This is a genomic window from Streptomyces sp. NPDC017056 (assembly GCF_044332485.1).
GTDB lineage: Bacteria > Actinomycetota > Actinomycetes > Streptomycetales > Streptomycetaceae > Streptomyces.
Genome location: NZ_JBIRPD010000018.1, coordinates 18988 through 36139, shown reverse-complemented (window position 1 = coordinate 36139; position 17152 = coordinate 18988). Strand labels below are relative to the sequence as shown.

The window sequence follows — 17152 nt, the reverse complement described above, 5'->3', positions numbered from 1 at the left end:
CACCCCCGCACACCCATGCCCGTTTCCCGCAGTTTCCGGCAACTTGCGGCAGTTGCCCGCAGGAAACCGCCGCACCGATTTCCCATCCGTCTCCCAGTCGATCCCGCCGAACCGCCACGAGGCCGCCCACGACAGAGGCGGACCTGAACCCCTGAACCGACATGCCGCGTCCCGGCCTTCTGCTCACGAAAGGGGACCCGCCACGCACCAAGGAGAGCAGCTGCCCAGCCTGGCACCCCGGATCTGGGCACCAGCGACGGACGCCGCCGTCTTCGCACCGGCGAACCGCTCGCCGTAGAACCGATAGCGGACCAGGTCGATGCTGCGCCGGCGCCCACGCACGGCGTGCACGCCCTGAGAGCCCCTAACGCAACGTGAGTAGCCGTGTCCCCTGGAGGGATGTGCCAGTTGCTGGGGTGTGAGTAAACGAAGTGCTCGGCCGTGGCTGATGGAGGACGAGTTGTGGTCGAGAGTCGAGCCGCTGTTGCCGGTGCCGCCTGCCGGGTGTCGCAGGCCCTGCCGCAAGCCGGTATTGGAGGACCGCAAGGTGCTGTGCGGCATCCTGTTCGTCCTCTACACCGGCATCCAGTGGGAATGGCTGCCGCAGGAGCTGGGGATCGGCTCGGGATGACCTGCTGGCGGGCGGGACTGGAACGCGGCCGGGGTGTGGCAGCGGCTGCACGAGGTGCTGCTGGACGAGCTGCGGGCCGCCGACCGCCTGGACTTGTCGCGGGCGGTGATCGACAGTTCCCACGTCCGGGCGCTCAAGGGCGGCCCAAAACCGGGCGGAGCCCGGTCGACCGGGGCCGGCCGGGCTCCAAGCACCACGTGATCTGCGATGCCACCGGCATCCCGCTGGCGGTGACGCTGACCGGCGGCAACCGCAACGACATCACCCAGCTGATGCCGCTGCTGGCGGCCATCACGCGCATCCGCGGCAAACGCGGCCGGCCCCGGCAGCGACCCAAGGAGGTCTATGCCGACCTTGGCTACGACCACGACTGCTACCGCCGCCAGGTGTGGGTCACGAGCATCAAGCCAATCATCGCCCGCCGGGGCACCACCCATGGCTCCGGGCTGAAAACCAAGCGGTGGGTCGTTGAGCAGACCATCGCGCTGCTGCACTGGTTCGGCCGTCTGCGCATCCGCTGGGAGACCCGCGACGGCATCCACGAAACGTTCCTTTAAAACTCGCCTGCTCACTCATCTGCTGGCGACGCCTGCGTCCCACATCGCGTTAGGAGCTCTTATGCTCTTTCGCCGGGAATTGATGAGTACATCTCGTGAAGCTCACCCAACGCGGCGTGATCAGTTGGCAGTTCAGATTCGTCGATGGTTGACAGGGCCCTGACACCGATACTCGCATTCGTCGCAAACGCAGCCGCCATGCCCTTGGCCTGTTGCAGTGTGATGGTGGCAACCTGGTGCTCGGTGAGCTGCTGCAGCAGCACCATGGTGACGCCGGGGAGCACCGTGGCCTTCGGCCACACTATCGTTCCGTCCTGGTTGACGAAGCCCACGTTCCACGTAACGCCTTCACTCACGAACCCATCGCGGCCAACGAACAGTGCGTCGCCGAACCCGGCGAGCTGGGCCGTGCGGCGGGCGTGCAAAGCACCGCAGAGTCCGACGTGCTTCACCTCAGGCAGGTCACGCTCGTACGGAACGCTCATCACGCGCAGCGGCGCCGAGGTCGTCGAGCCGACGCCACGTAAAGACAGCAGCACTCGCGGCTCACCCACCTTCGCCGGCCACCCGATATCCACCTTCGGATCGTAGACCGTGACACGGACCACGCACGGGCCTCTTCGTCCATCCAAGGCCTGCCGGATGTAGGTGCGTACACGGCCAGTGTTCAGGTCGGCGCCCCAAACGCTTCTGCAGTCCCGCGCGAGGCGCTCCATGTGCAGCGCCAAGCCGCGGATGCCGCCGTCGGCGTCGACCCGCATGGACGTGAAATGCCCTAGATTGGCCAGAGCCAGAGGCATCAAAGCGTCAGCGGCCAGCGGTTCTCCATCTAGTGTCACCTCACGGCCCAGCGTGTCCGGGCAGGCGCTTCCGGCAACGCCCGGAGCATGGTTGCTCTGGGTCAACGACATCTGCGCGTCACTCCTAAGCCTTCTCTCTGGCAATATCGGCAGTACTCCGCCGGGTGGTGTCCGCACTGGGCACCACCCCGACGTGCTTGAGACGATCGTCCAACCGTGGCTCTGGTGGAGAGGAGGTCACCGATGACATGTCGACCCCGGTTCCACTCCAGAGCGGGCATTACCCCCATCAAGCGAGAAATTCGACGACCTGCAGACGCTCCCGACTCTGCTCCAGTCGAAGCCGAGTTCGCCCCTTTCTTCGATAATTCGTTCCCACCAGTCGCGATGTTCCACATACCAGGCGACCGTCTCGGCCATGCCGACGCCGAAGTCGTGCACCGGTCGCCAGCTCAGCTGCGTCTCAATCTTTCCCGGGCCGATCAGGTAGCGGCGGTCGTGGTTGGGCCGGTCCGGGATGTGCTCTATCCACTCCGCCGGGTCCAGGCCGAGCGCCGTGACGACCCGGTGGGCGATGTCCAGGTTGGTGGCCTCGCAGCGGGCGGATATGTCGAAGACCGGCAGCAGTTCCGGTGCCGTGGCCGCCTGCGGGGGGATCGGTCCCAGGTCGGCGTGCAGCACCCGGTGTACCGCGGCGCAGTGATCGGCCACGTGCAGCCAGTCGCGGCTCTGCAGCCCGTCGCCGTAAACCGGAACCTTCCGGCCACGCAGGAGGTTCGTCACCGCCAGCGGGATCAGCTTCTCCGGCAACTGGTACGGGCCGTAGTTGTTGGCACAGTGCGTCATCCGAATGTTCAGTTCGGGATAGGTCTGCATGTAGGCGCGCACGATCTGGTCCCCGGCGGCTTTGGCCGCGCTGTAGGGCGTCTTCGCGTTCAGAGGAGACCCTTCGGTGAACCACTTGCCTCCGGGCGGCAGTTCGCCGTACACCTCGATCGTCGACACGTGGACATGAGACCGGACAGGCACTAGCCGGCTGCACTCGGCCATCACCTGTGCCCCGAGCGCGTTGGACCGCATGAACGCGCTCGGTTCCAGGATCGCACGGTCGTTGTGCGACTCCGCTGCGAAGTTCACGACGTAATCCGGCCGGTACCGCTGATAGATCTCTTTCATCGAGTCGAGGTCGGCGATGTCGGCCTTTTCGAACACGATGCGGTCTGACACCGGGTCCAAGTTCGCCTGATTGCCAGCGAAACCGAGATAGTCCACCGCAATCACTTCGGCATCTGGAGACTCCCACTCCAGCAGGTGCTGCACATAGTTCGCGCCGATGAAACCCGCGGCGCCGGTCACGAGGTAGACGGGCATGGCCACTCCGGAGGTCGGACAACTCTGGGACTAGGGGGTTTCTGGTTGCTCGCCGTAACGTTCGGCCAGGTGGTCCGCCAGGGCGGACGCGGTCGGATGGTCGTAGATGTCGGAGACACCCAGCCGGCGGTCGATGCGCACCATGCTTCTGATCGCCTTCATGGAGTCCCCGCCGTTCTCGAAGAAGTCGTCGCGGCCATCCAGGTGGTCGACGCCCAGGACGTCCCGCCACGCATCGAGCACCACGCGATACCAGCTCCCGGTCTGCTGCGGGCCCTGCTGCGGCAGGGGCGGGGCGGTGGCGCTCCCGTACGCCGGTGAACTCAGCGCGCGCCGGTCCACCTTGCCGTTCTTGTTCAGGGGCAGTGACTCCACGACGTCGATCGACGAGGGGATCATGTGCTTGGGAAGCCGTGCGTGCAGCGCGTCGAACAGCGACGCGTAGTCCGGCGTTCCGCCGCGCTTGGCGGTCACATACGCGACCAGCGTCACATGCCCGTCCGGAGCCGTCCGGGAGACGACCACCGCACGCTGGACCGCGGGGTGGGCGGCCAGGGTGGATTCGATCTCTCCCAGTTCCACCCTGATCCCGTTGATCTTGACCTGGAAGTCCTTCCGCCCGAGGATCTCGATCAGTCCGTCGGGCCGGAACCTCGCCATGTCACCCGTGCGGTACAGGCGTTCCTCCAGGTGGTCGCCACAGGACCATCGCACGAACCGCTCGCTCGTCTCCTGGGGGCGGTTCAGGTACCCACGGGCCAGGCCGACCCCGGCGAGGTAGAGCTCTCCGGGGACACCCACCGGTACCGGCATCATCCGCTCGTCGAGGATGAACGTCCGCTGGTTGGCCAGCGGCCGACCGTAAGGCAGGTGGCCGCTGCTCCACTCCTCGGAGGCGTCCCACTCGTAAGCGGTCGAATGGATGGAGGCTTCCGTCGCTCCGCCCAGTGCGACGAACCGGAGCTGGGGAGCGACCTTCCGGAAGCGCGCCGGCATCGTCGCCGGCACCCAGTCCCCGCCGGTCATGCAGAGCTTCAGCGGGAGCGGACGGGCGTCCCCACCGGTCTCGACGAAGTCCAGGAACAGCTCGATCAGCGGCGGCGCCGTGTTCCACACCGTGACGCGGTGCCGGTCGACGAGCTCCCACCACGAAGCCGGGTGGTACCCGGCCTCCGCGTCCGGGATGACCACCGTGCCGCCGGCGATGGTGATGCCGAGGAACTCGTACACCGACATGTCGAAACTCGGCGAGGACAGCGCGAGAACCGAGTCCCGGGGCCCCACACCGTATCTCGCGTTGAGATCCGCGAGGTTGTTGAGCACACCGCGGTGGCACAAGGCGATCGGCTTGGGCGTTCCGGTGGAACCCGAGGTGTGGATGACATAGCAGAGGCTGTCCGGGCGGACCCCGGTGACGGGATTGCCGGCGGGCGCGCCCGGCCGGCTCCCCAGGTCGTCGACCAACAGATGGTGGCGCACCTCGGAGAGAAAGGTCCGGTCGAGTGCCCGGCTGCTGATCATCACCTCACAGCCGGTGCCGAGGACCATCCTTGCGAGACGGTCCCGCGGATACTTCGGATCCAGGGGGACGTACGCCCCGCCGGCCTTCAGTACTCCCAGGATCGCTACCAGGAGATCAGGGCTCTTTTCGAGGTGGATACCCACCCTGGCATCGGGTCCGACCCCGAGTTCGATCAGGCGGTGGGCCAGTTCGTTGGCCCGTCGGTTCACCGTGTCGAACGACCACGCCTCGGTTCCGAAGACGGCGGCCACCGCATCGGGAGCCTCCGCGGCCCGGGCCTCGAACGCCTGATGGAGGCAACTGTCCTCGGTGAGACGCGTGTCCGTGGCGTTCCAGGCGCGGAGCATGGTGTCGGTTTCCTGGGCCGTCAGGATGTTCAGCCGGGCGACGGGAGCATCCGGGGTGCTCACCATGTGGTCCAGCAGGACCTTGTAGTGACCGGAGATCCGGTCGGCATAGGCGTCGTCGAATCCGGCGGCATCGAAACTCAGCGTCACCTTCGACGCCTCCCGGTCCGCGGAAAGGACCAGTTCACGTACGACTGAGGCGTCCAGGTCGGGTACGACCGAGCTGTCCGCACCGCCGGAGCCGCCGGTGAACGAGAGGGCGAGGGGGCCGGGTTCGCGATCCGGTCGCGGTGCGGTGCTCAGCCCTTCGACGAGATCGATCGTGCTCGACTCATCGGTGAGGACAACGGAATGAGCGCACCGGCCGTCGAGTACGTCCATGGAGACCCGCTCGAGGGCAGTGTACCGATAGACAAGAGCGGCCAGCGCCACCGTCAGGACCGAGGTGCGAGAAAGCTCCCCGCTGTCCGGGGGAAAGACCACCTCAAGGGATCGTTCCAGCCGCTCGCCCAAGCGTCCCCGGTTTTGCGTCGAACGGAAACCTGGCGCCGGCGGAAAGAAGTAGGAGGCCGGCTGCGTCATGGAATCGGCGAAAGTCATGCCTTGTTCCTTCCGATCGGAGCGGTCCGTCTACTTGTCATTGAACTGAAGCGGGAAACGCGCACAGAGTGCGTGTACGCGGTCGCGCGCCGCATCACGGAGTGCCGCGTCCAATTCGTAGTGAGTGGTATCCCGGACCCGGATGGCGGAGAGCACGTCATGCACGATTCCCGCACAGGCACGGACCTCGAAGGGGCCCATTCCACGCTGCGCGAGGATATTGGTACCAAAGCGCAGACCGCCGCCCACCGCAGGTGGAAGCGGATCTCCGGGAATTTTGTTCCTGTTGACCAGGATTCCGCTTTCTTCGAGCGCCCGTTCCGCCACGATGCCGGTGAGCCCGGCGGCCTGGACGTCGACCAGAACCATGTGGTTGTCGGTGCCGCCGGTCAGGACGTCATGTCCGAGCGTCAAGAGTTCATCCGACAGCGCCTTCGCGCCGTCCACGACGCGTTTCATCGTGGCCTGGAAAGCGCCGCTCGACGCGATGGCCAGGGCGCGCGCCTTGGCTGCGATCGATGACGGGTCCGGTGTTCCCTGGAACCCGGGGAACACGGCGCGCTGCATCAGCTTCCACAGTTCGGTGCGTCCGTCCGGCGCGGTCCGGCGGTGGTCCTTGCCGAGCAGGATCAGACCGCCCCTGGGGCCCGCGAGCTGTTTGTAGGTGCTGGTCGTGGTGATGTGGGCGTAGTCGATCGGGCTCGGATGCAGCCCCGCGGCGACCAGTCCGGCGATATGGGAGATGTCGGCGAGCAGATAGGCGCTGACTCGATCCGCGATGGCCCTGAACCGGACGAAATCTATCCACCGGGGGTAGGCGCTCGCTCCCGCGATGATGACGTCCGGGCGGTGTTCGAGCGCGCGGTCGAGGATCGTGCCGTAGTCGAGGGATCCGTCGAGGGCGACACCGTAGTGGGCCACGTCGTAGTACTTGCCGCTGACCGATGCTCCGGCGCCGTGCGTCAGATGTCCGCCGGAGTCGAGCTCCAGCGCGAGAATTCTGCCGCCGCGGGGCAGCAGTGCCCCCAGGACCGCCAGGTTGGCTGATGAGCAGGAGTGGGGCTGGACATTCGCGTATCTGGCGCCGAAGAGGCTCTTGGCGCGTTCGACGGCAAGTGTCTCGATCGCGTCGAAGTGCACGGCACCCGGGTGGTAGCGCGCCCCTGGGTAGCCCTCGGCGGTGACATTCGACAGGACCGTGCCATGTGCGCACAAGACGGATGGCGGAGCCATACTGGCCGAAGCGACCATCGACAGGCTTGCGCTCTGGTAACTCGCCTCGGCGTCGAGAAGTGCCCCGAGATCCGGATCGTTTCTCGTCAGCACATCCCAGCCCAGCTCGGCGATGGACCTGGACGTGAGGTTCACTGTTTCCCTGGATTCAAGCACAGAAAGTTCCTTACATGCGATCGCGGTGCAAGGTCGCGCCGAATGCCGAATGAGGCATGCAATCCATTACTGGGATCGTCTCGGCCGCACAGCGGTTCCGAGCGAAACCCGTTACGGGCTGTACCGGCATGTGTCACGGATCGCCGCGGTGCGGGGCGCGGCCGTACATGCCGGGGATGCGGCTAGCCGAAGGTCTGCTTCAGCCAGGAATCATCGACATATTCGGTCGCCGCAGGGAAATCGATGTCCAATTGGCGCAGGAAGGAGCTGACCACATACACCTTGTCGGGCGCGAACTGCCGCAGGGCAGCCACCAGGCCCGGAACATCGAGGGGCCCGGTTTCACTCGCGACGAGAGCCTTCGCCGCCTGTGCGTCGGAGGAGAGGGTGTACATGCCTGGAATCGCCGTGACCACCGGGGTTTTCGGGGGGTCGAGCGCGTTCTCCTTCAACAGCGATTCAAGGCGCCGGCGACTGGGCCCCCGGAGCGGTGAGTGGTACGCCTGATGTGCAACGGACCGTTCCACGACCTGCAGATCCGCCGGGCCCTCGCTCCGCGCCGATTCGAGTGCCGCACGCAGGCCGGACACCATGATCATGCGGCCGGCACCGCCGAGGACGGAACCGAAGTCGCAGGAGATGGTCATCCGCTCCGGCTGCTCGTAGTAGCGCCAGTCGACCGGCGCGGGCACGAACGCGAACCCGATCGCCTCGTCCAGGTCGGTGTCTTGCAGATGTCTCTCCCCAAGGAAGCTGACCACCAGTTCGGTCGAGGCCGCTCCGGACGCGTGCAGGGCGGCGAGCTCGCCCAACGAGATACCGCCGTACACGGAAGCCGCGCCGTGCTCGTCCTCGATGATCCGTCCCACGCTGAGCATGGCGGCCAGTTGCCGGATCCAGCGCAGAAGCACCGGATGGACATGTGGCACCTCGCCGTCGATGAGGTGGTCCACCGGGATGTCGACCGCTTCGGCGAACTCACGATAGATCGACTGCGCGACCGCCGAACTTCGCAGCATCGGTTCGTATCCGCGAAAGACTGTCGCGGCGTCGGCGGGTCCGAACAATATGCACTTCGTCATGGCAATTCCACCTCTCGCTCTTGCGGGAAACTCAGTACTCCGCCACCACTTCCGCACCGCTCGGTGTCTTCTTCGAGGCAGCGATGGCCAGTGCCAGCAATGCCAGTGCGCTCAGGCCGAGGACGGCTGCGACGGCCGGCAGCAGGCCCGCCCCCAGGCTGCCCAAGGTCAGGCCGCCGATGGCCCCGCCCAGCGAGACCCCGAGATAGGTGCTCGACGTGTTGAGTGCCAATGCCTGAGCGGCGACCGGCCCGGCGAGCAGGTACAGGCGTGTTTGAATGGCCGGTGAATTCCAGAAGGCCATGCCGCCCCAGATCGTGCCCACCACGAGGAGGACGGAGAAGGGCACGGGACGAACGAACCAGAGCAGCCCGAGTACCGCCATGATTCCGGTGAAAATGCCGATTCCGATGACCAGGGCGCGGTCCGGCCCCCATCGGTCGGTGGCTTTCCCGCCTGCCCAGATACAGATGATGCCGGCGAATCCCGACAGGCTGAACGCGATGGCACGCTGGTCCACGCCGTCCTCGCTCACCGCGGCGAGGTAAGGAGCCATGTAGGTGAGCATCATCATCGAACCGGTCATGAGCACGCAGTTCGCCAGGAGCCCGAGCGATACCGGTGCACTGGTGAGGGCGCGCAACTGCTCCCGGACAGTCGGCACTTCGCCGCCGCCCTTGTGGCCCTGGCGAGGCAGGGTCGCGAGCAGGAAGGCCAGCGCCGCGACCCCGCCCACCGCCATGGAGACGAAGGTTGTCCGCCAGCCGTAGTGGCCGCCGATCCAGGTACCGATCGGAACTCCGGCCGCGATCGAGCCCGTGACACCGAGGGCCACCACCGCGACGTACCGTCCGATATGGCTTTCCGGAGCACGCTCGGCGGCGAAGGCGAACACCGCCGGAGTCGAGGCCGCCGCCGCGAGCGCCGCCACGATCCGCAGGGCGACCAGCAGCCCGAAGCTGGTCGTTGTGGCCGCCACCAGGTTCGCCGCGATGAAAATCACGAACGCGGCGGTTAACAGGTATCGGCGGGACACCCGCGCCAACGTGACTCCGGCGATCGGTGCGGCCACGGCAACGGTGAGAGAGAAGATGGTCACCAGTTGGCCGGCGTACGCCTCACTGACATGCAGATCCCGCGCGATCTCCGGCAGGACCCCGGCGATGACATAATCGTCGGTATAAAGGACAAAAGCCGCAGCGAGCAGCGCGAACAGCCACGCGGGCACAACTGATCTCCTTATGTATGTCGACCGTGCCTGATGGCGCAGCTATCAGGTCAGTCGTCGGTCGGTGCGGCGTCGGCGCCGGCCGCCAGAACTGAGCGCAGGTGCGCCCGTAGCGTCGCGCGAAGACGCTCGACGCCGAGCGATCCATGCGGTGTCACCGAATCCAGGACCAGACCACCCAGGAGCGCAACGAGCCGTTCGGCTTCCTCTACCGGGTCGTGGATGTCGAGAACGCGCAGGGCATCCGTGATGACCTGGCGCATGTCGGCGGCCATCTGCTCGGTCACCGGGCGGAAAATCGCGTTCACCCGGGCGGCGATGATGAATTCTGTCAGCACGATCGATTCGACGCGGCGTTCCTCGTCGATCGGCAGCAGCTCCTCCAGCCGATTCTGCAAGGCATCCACGGCGGGTTCGCCCGCGAGTCCAACCAAAGCGTCGGTCGGATACCGGGTGAGCCTTTTCCCCATGCGATTACCGACCTCGGTCACGGCCGCCACGAGAAGGTTGCGGTGATCATCGAAGTAGTGGCGCACCGAACCGATGTTCAATCCTGATTCGGCGGCGACCTTCCGCAGCGACAAGCCACTGAGGCCTTCGGCGACCAAGAGGCGAAAAGCCGCCTCGATAACATCCTTGCGGCGCTGTTCGAGGTCAATCCGAGCTGGCATTGCCACATAGTATCACAGGCGTGACAACAAAGGGGAGTGCGGGTGCGCGGCCGCCGATGCGGAGTGACAGGAAGTGCGGGCAAGCCTTGCGTTCGACCCAAACCGGGACCATTTCCCGGCCTTGACCTGCGGTTCGTCGAGGCTTCGGGAGCGGGCTGGGCGACATACGGCCGAGTGGTCGGGTCACGGTCGGAGGACCGGCAACCGGGCGAACAACTGCGTACCGTAGGGGAGCCACCGGCCGCCACCTCCACTTCCTCACCAGGAAAGCGGGCGGCCGCCGCCCGCGCGAGGATTCACCCTCGGCGTCGGACCACGCGCTTCTCATCCCACACCGGCTCGGGCGACTCATAGACGGCGCCGTCGGAACCGAAGACCAGGAACCGGTCGAAGTCCCGGGCGAACCACCGGTCGTGGGTGACCGCGAGCACGGTGCCCTCGAAGCCGCGGAGCGCATGCTGCAGCGCCTCGGCGGAGACGAGGTCGAGGTTGTCCGTCGGCTCGTCCAGCAACAGCAGCGTGGTGCCGCCGAGTTCGAGCAGGAGGATCTGGAATCGCGCCTGCTGCCCTCCGGACAGGGAGTCGAAGGTCTGCTCCGCCGCACCCGCCAGCTCGTACCTGGCCAGCACCCGCGACGCCTCCTCGCGCGGCAGCCCCTCCCGGCGCTCGTCGCCGCGGTGCAGGATGGACACGAGTGTGCGGCCGGCGAGGTCGGGCCGCCCGTGCACCTGCGCGAACCACCCGGGGCGCACCCTCGCGCCCAGACGCGCCACTCCCGCGTGCGACACCGGTTCGACCGGAAGGTCACCCACCGGCTCGTGTTCGGGCTCGGGGGCGCTGCCGCCGGCGGCGAGCAGCCGCAGGAAGTGCGACTTGCCCGAGCCGTTGGAGCCGAGCACGGCGACCCGGTCCTCGAACCAGACCTCCAGGTCAAACGGCTTCATCAGGCCGGTCAGCTCAAGGCTTTCGCAGACCACGGCCCGCTTGCCGGTACGCCCCCCGCGCAGCCGCATCGACAGATGCTGCTCGCGCGGCTGCGCGGGGGGCGGCCCGGTCTTCTCGAACCGGTCGAGCCGGGTCTGGGCGGCGCGGTACCGGGAGGCCATGTCCGAGTTGTAGGAAGCCTTCTGCTTGTACATCTGCACAAGAGCCTTCAGCTTGGCGCGCTCTTCGTCCCAGCGGTTGCGCAGCTCGTCGAAGCGCTCGAACCGCTCGACCCGGGCCTGGTGGTAGGTGTCGAAACCGCCGGGGTGCACCCAGGCGGTGTTTCCCGCCGCGCCGAGCTCGATCGTGACGATGCTCTGCGCCGTGCGGGCGAGCAGCTCGCGGTCGTGACTGATGTAGAGAACGGTCTTCGGAGTCTCGATCAGGCGGCTTTCGAGCCATCGCTTGCCGGGAACGTCGAGGAAGTTGTCCGGCTCGTCGAGCAGAAGCACTTGATCGGGGCCGCGCAACAGCGCTTCGAGCACGAGCCGCTTCTGCTCGCCGCCCGACAGCGTGTCGACGGCGCGCCGCTGGCACTGGTCGAAGGACATGCCGAGGGCCTCCGTGGTGCACACGTCCCACAGCACCTCGGCGTCGTAGCCGCCGGCATCACCCCATTCGGCCAATGCGTTCGCGTACGCCATCTGCGCCGCGGTGTCACCGCTCGCCTGCATGGCCGCTTCCGCTTTGTCCACGGTGGCCGCGGCGCGGCGGATGCGCGGGTCCGCCACCGATAAGAGCAGATCGCGCACTTGGTCACCTTGGCGGGCGATGAACTGACGCATGACGCCGAGGCTTCCGCTCCGCTTCACCGCCCCGCCATGAGGAGCCAGGTCACCGGCGATCATCCGCAGCAGCGTGGTCTTGCCGGACCCGTTGGCGCCGATCAGCGCGGCTTTCGCTCCCTCGCCGACCCGGAACGAGATCTCGTCCAGCAACACCCGGCCGTCCGGCAGCCCGTAAGAGACAGAGTTGACGTCTATATATCCCACGGACGCGATCTTATCACGGGCGTGATACAAAGATGCTTCGACTTCACGCCACCTCGCCGCTGCGGCCCCTCACGAACTCGATGATGCTCTCCACCACGTAATCGATCTTGTCGATGCTCAGACCGGGATAGACCCCCACCCAGAAGGTGTGCTCGGTAATGATGTCGGCGTTGGTCAGCTCACCGGAAATCCGGTGGTCGCGTCCGATGTAGGCGGGATGACGGGTGAGGTTGCCGCCGAACAGCCGCCGGGTCCCGATGTGCCGCGCTTCCAGAAATCCCACCAACTCCTGCCTGGTGAACGGTGCGTCTGGCAGCACGGTCAGTACGAAGCCGAACCAGCTGGGATCGCTCCCCGGGGTCGCCTCGGGCAGCAGAAGGCCGGGCAGCCCGTCCAGCGCCTTTCGCAACTGATTCCAATTACGGCGCCGAATCTCGCCGAATTCAGACAGCTTGCCGAGCTGGCTGAGCCCGAGCGCCGCCTGCAGATCGGTCGTCTTCAGGTTGTAACCGATCTCGGAGAAAGTATATTTGTGGTCGTAGCCGTGCGGGAGAGTGCCGAGCTGGTAATCGAAACGCTTCAAGCAGGTGTTGTCCTGGCCGGGCTCGCACCAGCAGTCCCGGCCCCAGTCACGCAGCTGCTCCACGAGCCGTGCCAGTTTGAGATCATTGGTGAGAACACAGCCGCCTTCCCCCGTGGTGATGTGGTGGGCGGGGTAGAAGCTGACCGTGGCGAAGTGGCCGAAGGTACCGGTGAGCCGGCCCTGATACGTCGAACCGACGGCGTCGCAGTTGTCCTCGATCAGAAAGAGGTCGTGCTTCTCGGCGAGAGCGGCCATCTCGGCGACCTGGTAAGGATTGCCCAGCGTATGGGCAATCGCGATCGCCCGGGTACGGGGCGAGATGGCCGCCGCCACCCGCTCGACCGTGGTGTTGTACGTGCCGAGCTCGACGTCCACGAACACGGGGACCAGGCCGTTTTGAACGATTGGATTCACCGTGGTCGGAAATCCCGCGGCCACCGTGATGACCTCGTCCCCGGGGCGCAGCCGCCGCTCGCCGAGCTGCCGTGAGGACAGCGCGGACACGGCCAGGAGGTTGGCGGACGAGCCGGAGTTCGTCAGATGCGCCTTCCGCAGCCCGAAGTAATGCGCCAGGCCGCGTTCGAACTTCCTCGCGGTGACGCCGGCGGCGATGCGCATGTCCAGCGCTGCGGCCACCAGAGCGACGCGGTCGTCCTCGTCGAGGGCCGCTCCGGACGGCCAGATGGGCGTGACACCGGGAACAAATTCTTCCGCGGCACCGGTTCGATGGTATGCGCGGGTGAGCTCCAAAATCCGGTCTTTGTCGCTGTCGGCGGACACACTGCCTCCTGATCGTTCACCTGTGCCGGCTCGGACGTGCTGGGTCAATCGATGTCTCCGAAGGCGGACTTCGGAGCGGCCGCCTTCACCAGCGTCTCGGCGTACTCCGCCTCCGGGTCCGACAGCAGGGTGATGGCGCCCCCGACTCCGAACGACGCGCGGTCCTTCTCGATGACCAGGGTCCTGATCACCACGCTCAAGTCGGCGCGTCCGTCGAGGGACACCCATCCGAGCACGCCGGAGTAGATGCCTCTCGGCTCCTCTTCCAGTGCGGCCAGGATCTCCATGCTGCGCAGCTTCGGCGCGCCGGTCATCGAGCCGGGCGGGAATGCCCCGCGGATGCAGTCGACCGCCGCGACATCCTTCCGGAGTTTCGACTCGATGGTGCTCACCATCTGGTGGACCGACGCGAAGGTATGGACCCCGAACAACTCGACGGGACGTACGGAGCCGATCTCCGAGACGCGACTGAGATCATTGCGCATCAGGTCGACGATCATGAGATTCTCGGCGATCTCCTTCACGTCGCTCGCGAGTTCCCGCTTCAGTGCCGCGTCCTCCTCCTCGGTGGTGCCGCGCCGACGCGTGCCTTTGATCGGGCTCACCCGCACGAACCGCTCACCGTCGATGGTCATGAACCTCTCGGGTGACGCGGACAGCACGGAGAATTCAGGCGTCCGCAGGAACGCGCCGTAGGGAACCGGGCTGGCGGCCCGAAGGCGGATGTAGGTCTCGGCGGCATCGAACTCGCCGGCTATCGAAGCGGTGTTGGTCAGGCACAGTTCGTAGGACTCGCCGCTGCTCAGATAGGACTGGCACTTCCGGATCTTCGCCAGATACGCCTCTTTGCCGTCCCGGAAGACGACCTCGACCGGCTTCACGCGGGGTGTCGGTTCCACGTCGCGAGGAGGTGCCGTCACCGCGCGAGCCACCGTGCGGGACGCGGCCTCGAACCACGCCTGCGCCTCGGAGCGTTCTCCGAGACCGGGGCCGGATGCGAACAGCAGGTAGACCCTGTTCTCGCGATGGTCGACGATCACATAGCGATCGGTGAGGAGGAAGCGGGCATCGGGCAGCCGCGAATGCCGGGACACGGTCATCTTCTCGGTGTCCGCCCTCAACTCGTACCCGAGGTAGCCGACGAAGCCGGGGCGGAACTCGAAGGGCAGCAGTTCCTCCCTGTCCACGCTGATGATGCACTGCCGGCCCTTCAGGAAAGTGAAGATGTCGGCGTCGATGTACCGCACCGAACCGTCGGGTTCCGTCACCGTGGTGCGGCCGTCGGCCACGCGGTAACTCGCCGTCGTCGACCGGGCGTCCGGCAGCCCGCCGATGACGGAGAATCGCGCCTGGCCGGTATCGGAACTGTCGAGCCAGAAGCTCTCCGTCGATGAGCCGCAGAACGCTTCGAACAGCGCCCGGCCGTCGACCTCTCCTTCCACGCACCTCCACGTGCAGTCGATGGCACCGTTCCGGACGGCGTGACCGGACGATGTGGACGATGCGCTCCCGCTCTCCGCCGCGATCTCGGAGAAGTTGCGCAGGAGGAGTCTCCCGTCGTCGCTGAGAATCGACTCCGGATGGAACTGAACGCCCCAAAGGGGACGGCCGCTGTGACGAATCGCCATGGCGACACCGTCCTCGTTCTCGGCGATGACCTCCAGCGGCGCCTCGATGCCCGACAGGGCCAGGGAGTGGTACCGGACCGCAGTGAACTCCTCCGCCATACCGCGGAACAGGCGGTCACCGTCGTGGCGGACCAGGGACGTCCTCCCGTGCATGATCTTCGGTGCCGGTCCGACCGTCGCCCCGTGCACACTGCCGATGAGCTGATGTCCGAGGCAGACACCGAGAATCGGCAGGTCCACCGACGTCACGAGTGTGCGGGAAATTCCCACGTCGGCAGGTACGCCGGGACTCCCCGGGCCCGGCGAGATCACTATGCCGTCGAACTCCTCCAAGGGTATCGACGACAGCGGGTCATCGTTCTTGACGACCACGCATTCGACATCCGGGAGCTCGCTCAGATACATCCAGATGTTGTAGGTGAAGGAATCGTAATTATCGACGAGAAGGATACGAGTCATCGAACCATTCCAATTTTTCGCCGCCGAGCACAGAGCTCAGCTGGTGCCTCATGATCTTGCCGCTGCCGGTTCGCGAAATTTTCGCCACCGACGTCCACCGTTTCGGGACCCGAAAAGGTTCCAGATGCCGGCGAAGGCTCGTCCGGAGTGCGGCGAAGAATGCGTCCGGACTCCCGGACGACGGAGCAAGGACCACGAGCGCGGACAGCGTGGAAACACCGTCGACCAGGGGGGCGAACACGGCGCAGTCCTCGACGCCCGCACAGCTCCTGACGGCCGTTTCTATCTCCACCGCCGACATGGAGATTCCACCGACATGCAGGAAGTCATCGGTACGACCGACGACCGTGAGTCCGCCGTTGGCGGCCCAGTACCCGTAGTCCTTCGTTTCCAGCCAGCCGTCGACCAGCAGTTCTTTCTTCCCATCCGCGGCGACCGCATGCTGCGGGATGGTCGGTCCCGACACCCACACCGCGCCGATCTTGTGCTCCGGTCCGGCTCCCGGAACAGGGAGATCGGGGTCGCTTCGCAGTTCCACCTCGTAGCCGGGACAGACGAAACCCGCGGTGCCCGCCGCCCGGCGCGTCACTCCGTTCGCGCAGAAGGCGTTGCCCACTTCCGTGGAGCCGATCTGGTTCAGCACCTGGACCTGCCAGCGGTCCTCCAGGCGAGCGGCGACGGCGTCGGGAAGGGGTTCGCCCGCGGAGACGATCGCCCGCAGTGACCTCGGACGTTCGACGGCCGCACGCTCGATGTGGTCGGCGAGCTTGGCGAGCGCCGACGGTACGGAGAACGCCAGCGTGGCGCCGTGCCGGTGCAAAGCGTCGACGAATTTCTCTTCGTTCCTGCGCTGCCGGCTCAGTACGACCGATGCGCCACTGAAGAGCGGGTAGACGAACTGATTGTTGAACCCGTAAGTAAAATAGTATTGCGAGAGCGAGACTATGGTGTCGGTCGTCCGTATGTCCAAGCCGTTCGCGCCGCCCACCGCACCGTAGAGGAAGGACAGGTCCGCACTCGTATGCATCACGGCCTTGGGATTTCCGGTCGTGCCCGAGCTGTACAGGTAGTAGCGCGAGACCGCCGACCCGTCCCCATGGTCGTCGTGGCTGGCCGAAAGCCGCGGGCTGCGGCTCTCGATGTGCAGCGCGCGCTCTCGGTACGAGATCACGAACTTGGTGGGCAGAATTCCCAGCATCCTGGACTGCACGTGTTCGTCTAGGTCCGGATTCACCACCAGTGGAACGGCGCCGATGGCGTGCAGGGCGAGGAAGGCGGGCATCCATTCGGGCCTGTCGCCCACCAGGAACCCGACGTGATCACCTGCACCGATCCCGCGGTCGAGGAATTCCTCCGAGAGACTCCGGGCACGAGCGTGAACGTCTTTGTGCCGATGGATGTCACCCGTCTCTTCGTCTGTGACAGCGGCGGCGTCTGTCCAGCCGCCCCCGTCCGCAAGGCGCGCGGCCAGAATGGATGTATTGCTGTTCATGTATCTCCTCGGTTCCATGGGCATGCCCTGGTACGG

The 17152-nt window shown here is 66.1% G+C and carries 11 protein-coding genes and 1 pseudogene; 1 reads left to right on the top strand and 11 read right to left on the bottom strand.

Features of this window, described 5'->3' with window-relative positions:
- Window positions 1-448 precede the first annotated feature (448 nt).
- Window positions 449-1241: pseudogene (locus tag ACH4OW_RS28970) on the top strand (IS5 family transposase).
- A 6-nt stretch (window positions 1242-1247) separates the two neighbouring features.
- Here the strand turns inward: ACH4OW_RS28970 and ACH4OW_RS28965 are convergent.
- The 11 genes from ACH4OW_RS28965 to ACH4OW_RS28915 all read right to left on the bottom strand — a co-directional run bounded on the left by ACH4OW_RS28965 (window position 1248) and on the right by ACH4OW_RS28915 (window position 17116).
- Window positions 1248-2099 carry an aminotransferase class IV family protein gene (locus ACH4OW_RS28965; protein ID WP_398030665.1) on the bottom strand — a complete coding sequence of 284 codons (852 nt, stop codon included), beginning with the start codon at window positions 2097-2099 and terminating at the stop codon, window positions 1248-1250.
- A 126-nt stretch (window positions 2100-2225) separates the two neighbouring features.
- A complete protein-coding gene (locus ACH4OW_RS28960; protein ID WP_398030664.1) occupies window positions 2226-3359 on the bottom strand; it encodes a dTDP-glucose 4,6-dehydratase in 1134 nt (377 codons plus the stop codon).
- A 30-nt stretch (window positions 3360-3389) separates the two neighbouring features.
- On the bottom strand, window positions 3390-5609 hold the full coding sequence (locus ACH4OW_RS28955) for an amino acid adenylation domain-containing protein (RefSeq protein WP_398030663.1): 2220 nt from the start codon (window positions 5607-5609) through the stop codon (window positions 3390-3392).
- A gap of 249 nt (window positions 5610-5858) precedes the next feature.
- Window positions 5859-7217 carry a serine hydroxymethyltransferase gene (gene glyA / locus ACH4OW_RS28950; RefSeq protein ID WP_398030662.1) on the bottom strand — a complete coding sequence of 453 codons (1359 nt, stop codon included), beginning with the start codon at window positions 7215-7217 and terminating at the stop codon, window positions 5859-5861.
- A 182-nt stretch (window positions 7218-7399) separates the two neighbouring features.
- Window positions 7400-8299, bottom strand: a complete 900-nt coding sequence (locus tag ACH4OW_RS28945; RefSeq protein ID WP_398030661.1) for a hypothetical protein — start codon at window positions 8297-8299, stop codon at window positions 7400-7402.
- Window positions 8300-8330: 31 nt separating this feature from the next.
- Window positions 8331-9527 carry an MFS transporter gene (locus tag ACH4OW_RS28940; RefSeq protein ID WP_398030660.1) on the bottom strand — a complete coding sequence of 399 codons (1197 nt, stop codon included), beginning with the start codon at window positions 9525-9527 and terminating at the stop codon, window positions 8331-8333.
- 50 nt (window positions 9528-9577) lie between these two features.
- Window positions 9578-10198 (bottom strand): TetR/AcrR family transcriptional regulator, encoded by a 621-nt coding sequence (locus ACH4OW_RS28935; RefSeq protein ID WP_398030659.1) that lies wholly within the window; start codon window positions 10196-10198, stop codon window positions 9578-9580.
- Between the two features lie 296 nt (window positions 10199-10494).
- Entirely contained in the window at window positions 10495-12174 is a 1680-nt protein-coding gene (locus tag ACH4OW_RS28930) for an ABC-F family ATP-binding cassette domain-containing protein (protein ID WP_398030658.1), read from the bottom strand.
- A gap of 43 nt (window positions 12175-12217) precedes the next feature.
- Complete coding sequence (rfbH, locus tag ACH4OW_RS28925; protein ID WP_398030657.1) at window positions 12218-13537, bottom strand: lipopolysaccharide biosynthesis protein RfbH; 1320 nt, start codon at window positions 13535-13537, stop codon at window positions 12218-12220.
- 44 nt (window positions 13538-13581) lie between these two features.
- Window positions 13582-15624 carry an aminodeoxychorismate synthase component I gene (gene pabB, locus ACH4OW_RS28920; RefSeq protein WP_398030656.1) on the bottom strand — a complete coding sequence of 681 codons (2043 nt, stop codon included), beginning with the start codon at window positions 15622-15624 and terminating at the stop codon, window positions 13582-13584.
- Window positions 15599-17116, bottom strand: coding sequence for a class I adenylate-forming enzyme family protein (locus ACH4OW_RS28915; RefSeq protein ID WP_398030655.1), 1518 nt, complete (start codon window positions 17114-17116; stop codon window positions 15599-15601). Before ACH4OW_RS28915 ends, pabB begins: the two co-directional genes overlap by 26 nt.
- Window positions 17117-17152: the final 36 nt, after the last annotated feature.

Coding starts and splice junctions, on each gene's coding strand:
- ACH4OW_RS28965 (WP_398030665.1), bottom strand. CDS start 2,099: ATGTCGTTGACCCAGAGCAACCATGCTCCGGGCGTTGCCGGAAGCGCC.
- ACH4OW_RS28960 (WP_398030664.1), bottom strand. CDS start 3,359: ATGCCCGTCTACCTCGTGACCGGCGCCGCGGGTTTCATCGGCGCGAAC.
- ACH4OW_RS28955 (WP_398030663.1), bottom strand. CDS start 5,609: ATGGACGTACTCGACGGCCGGTGCGCTCATTCCGTTGTCCTCACCGAT.
- ACH4OW_RS28945 (WP_398030661.1), bottom strand. CDS start 8,299: ATGACGAAGTGCATATTGTTCGGACCCGCCGACGCCGCGACAGTCTTT.
- ACH4OW_RS28935 (WP_398030659.1), bottom strand. CDS start 10,198: ATGCCAGCTCGGATTGACCTCGAACAGCGCCGCAAGGATGTTATCGAG.
- pabB (WP_398030656.1), bottom strand. CDS start 15,624: ATGACTCGTATCCTTCTCGTCGATAATTACGATTCCTTCACCTACAAC.
- ACH4OW_RS28915 (WP_398030655.1), bottom strand. CDS start 17,116: ATGAACAGCAATACATCCATTCTGGCCGCGCGCCTTGCGGACGGGGGC.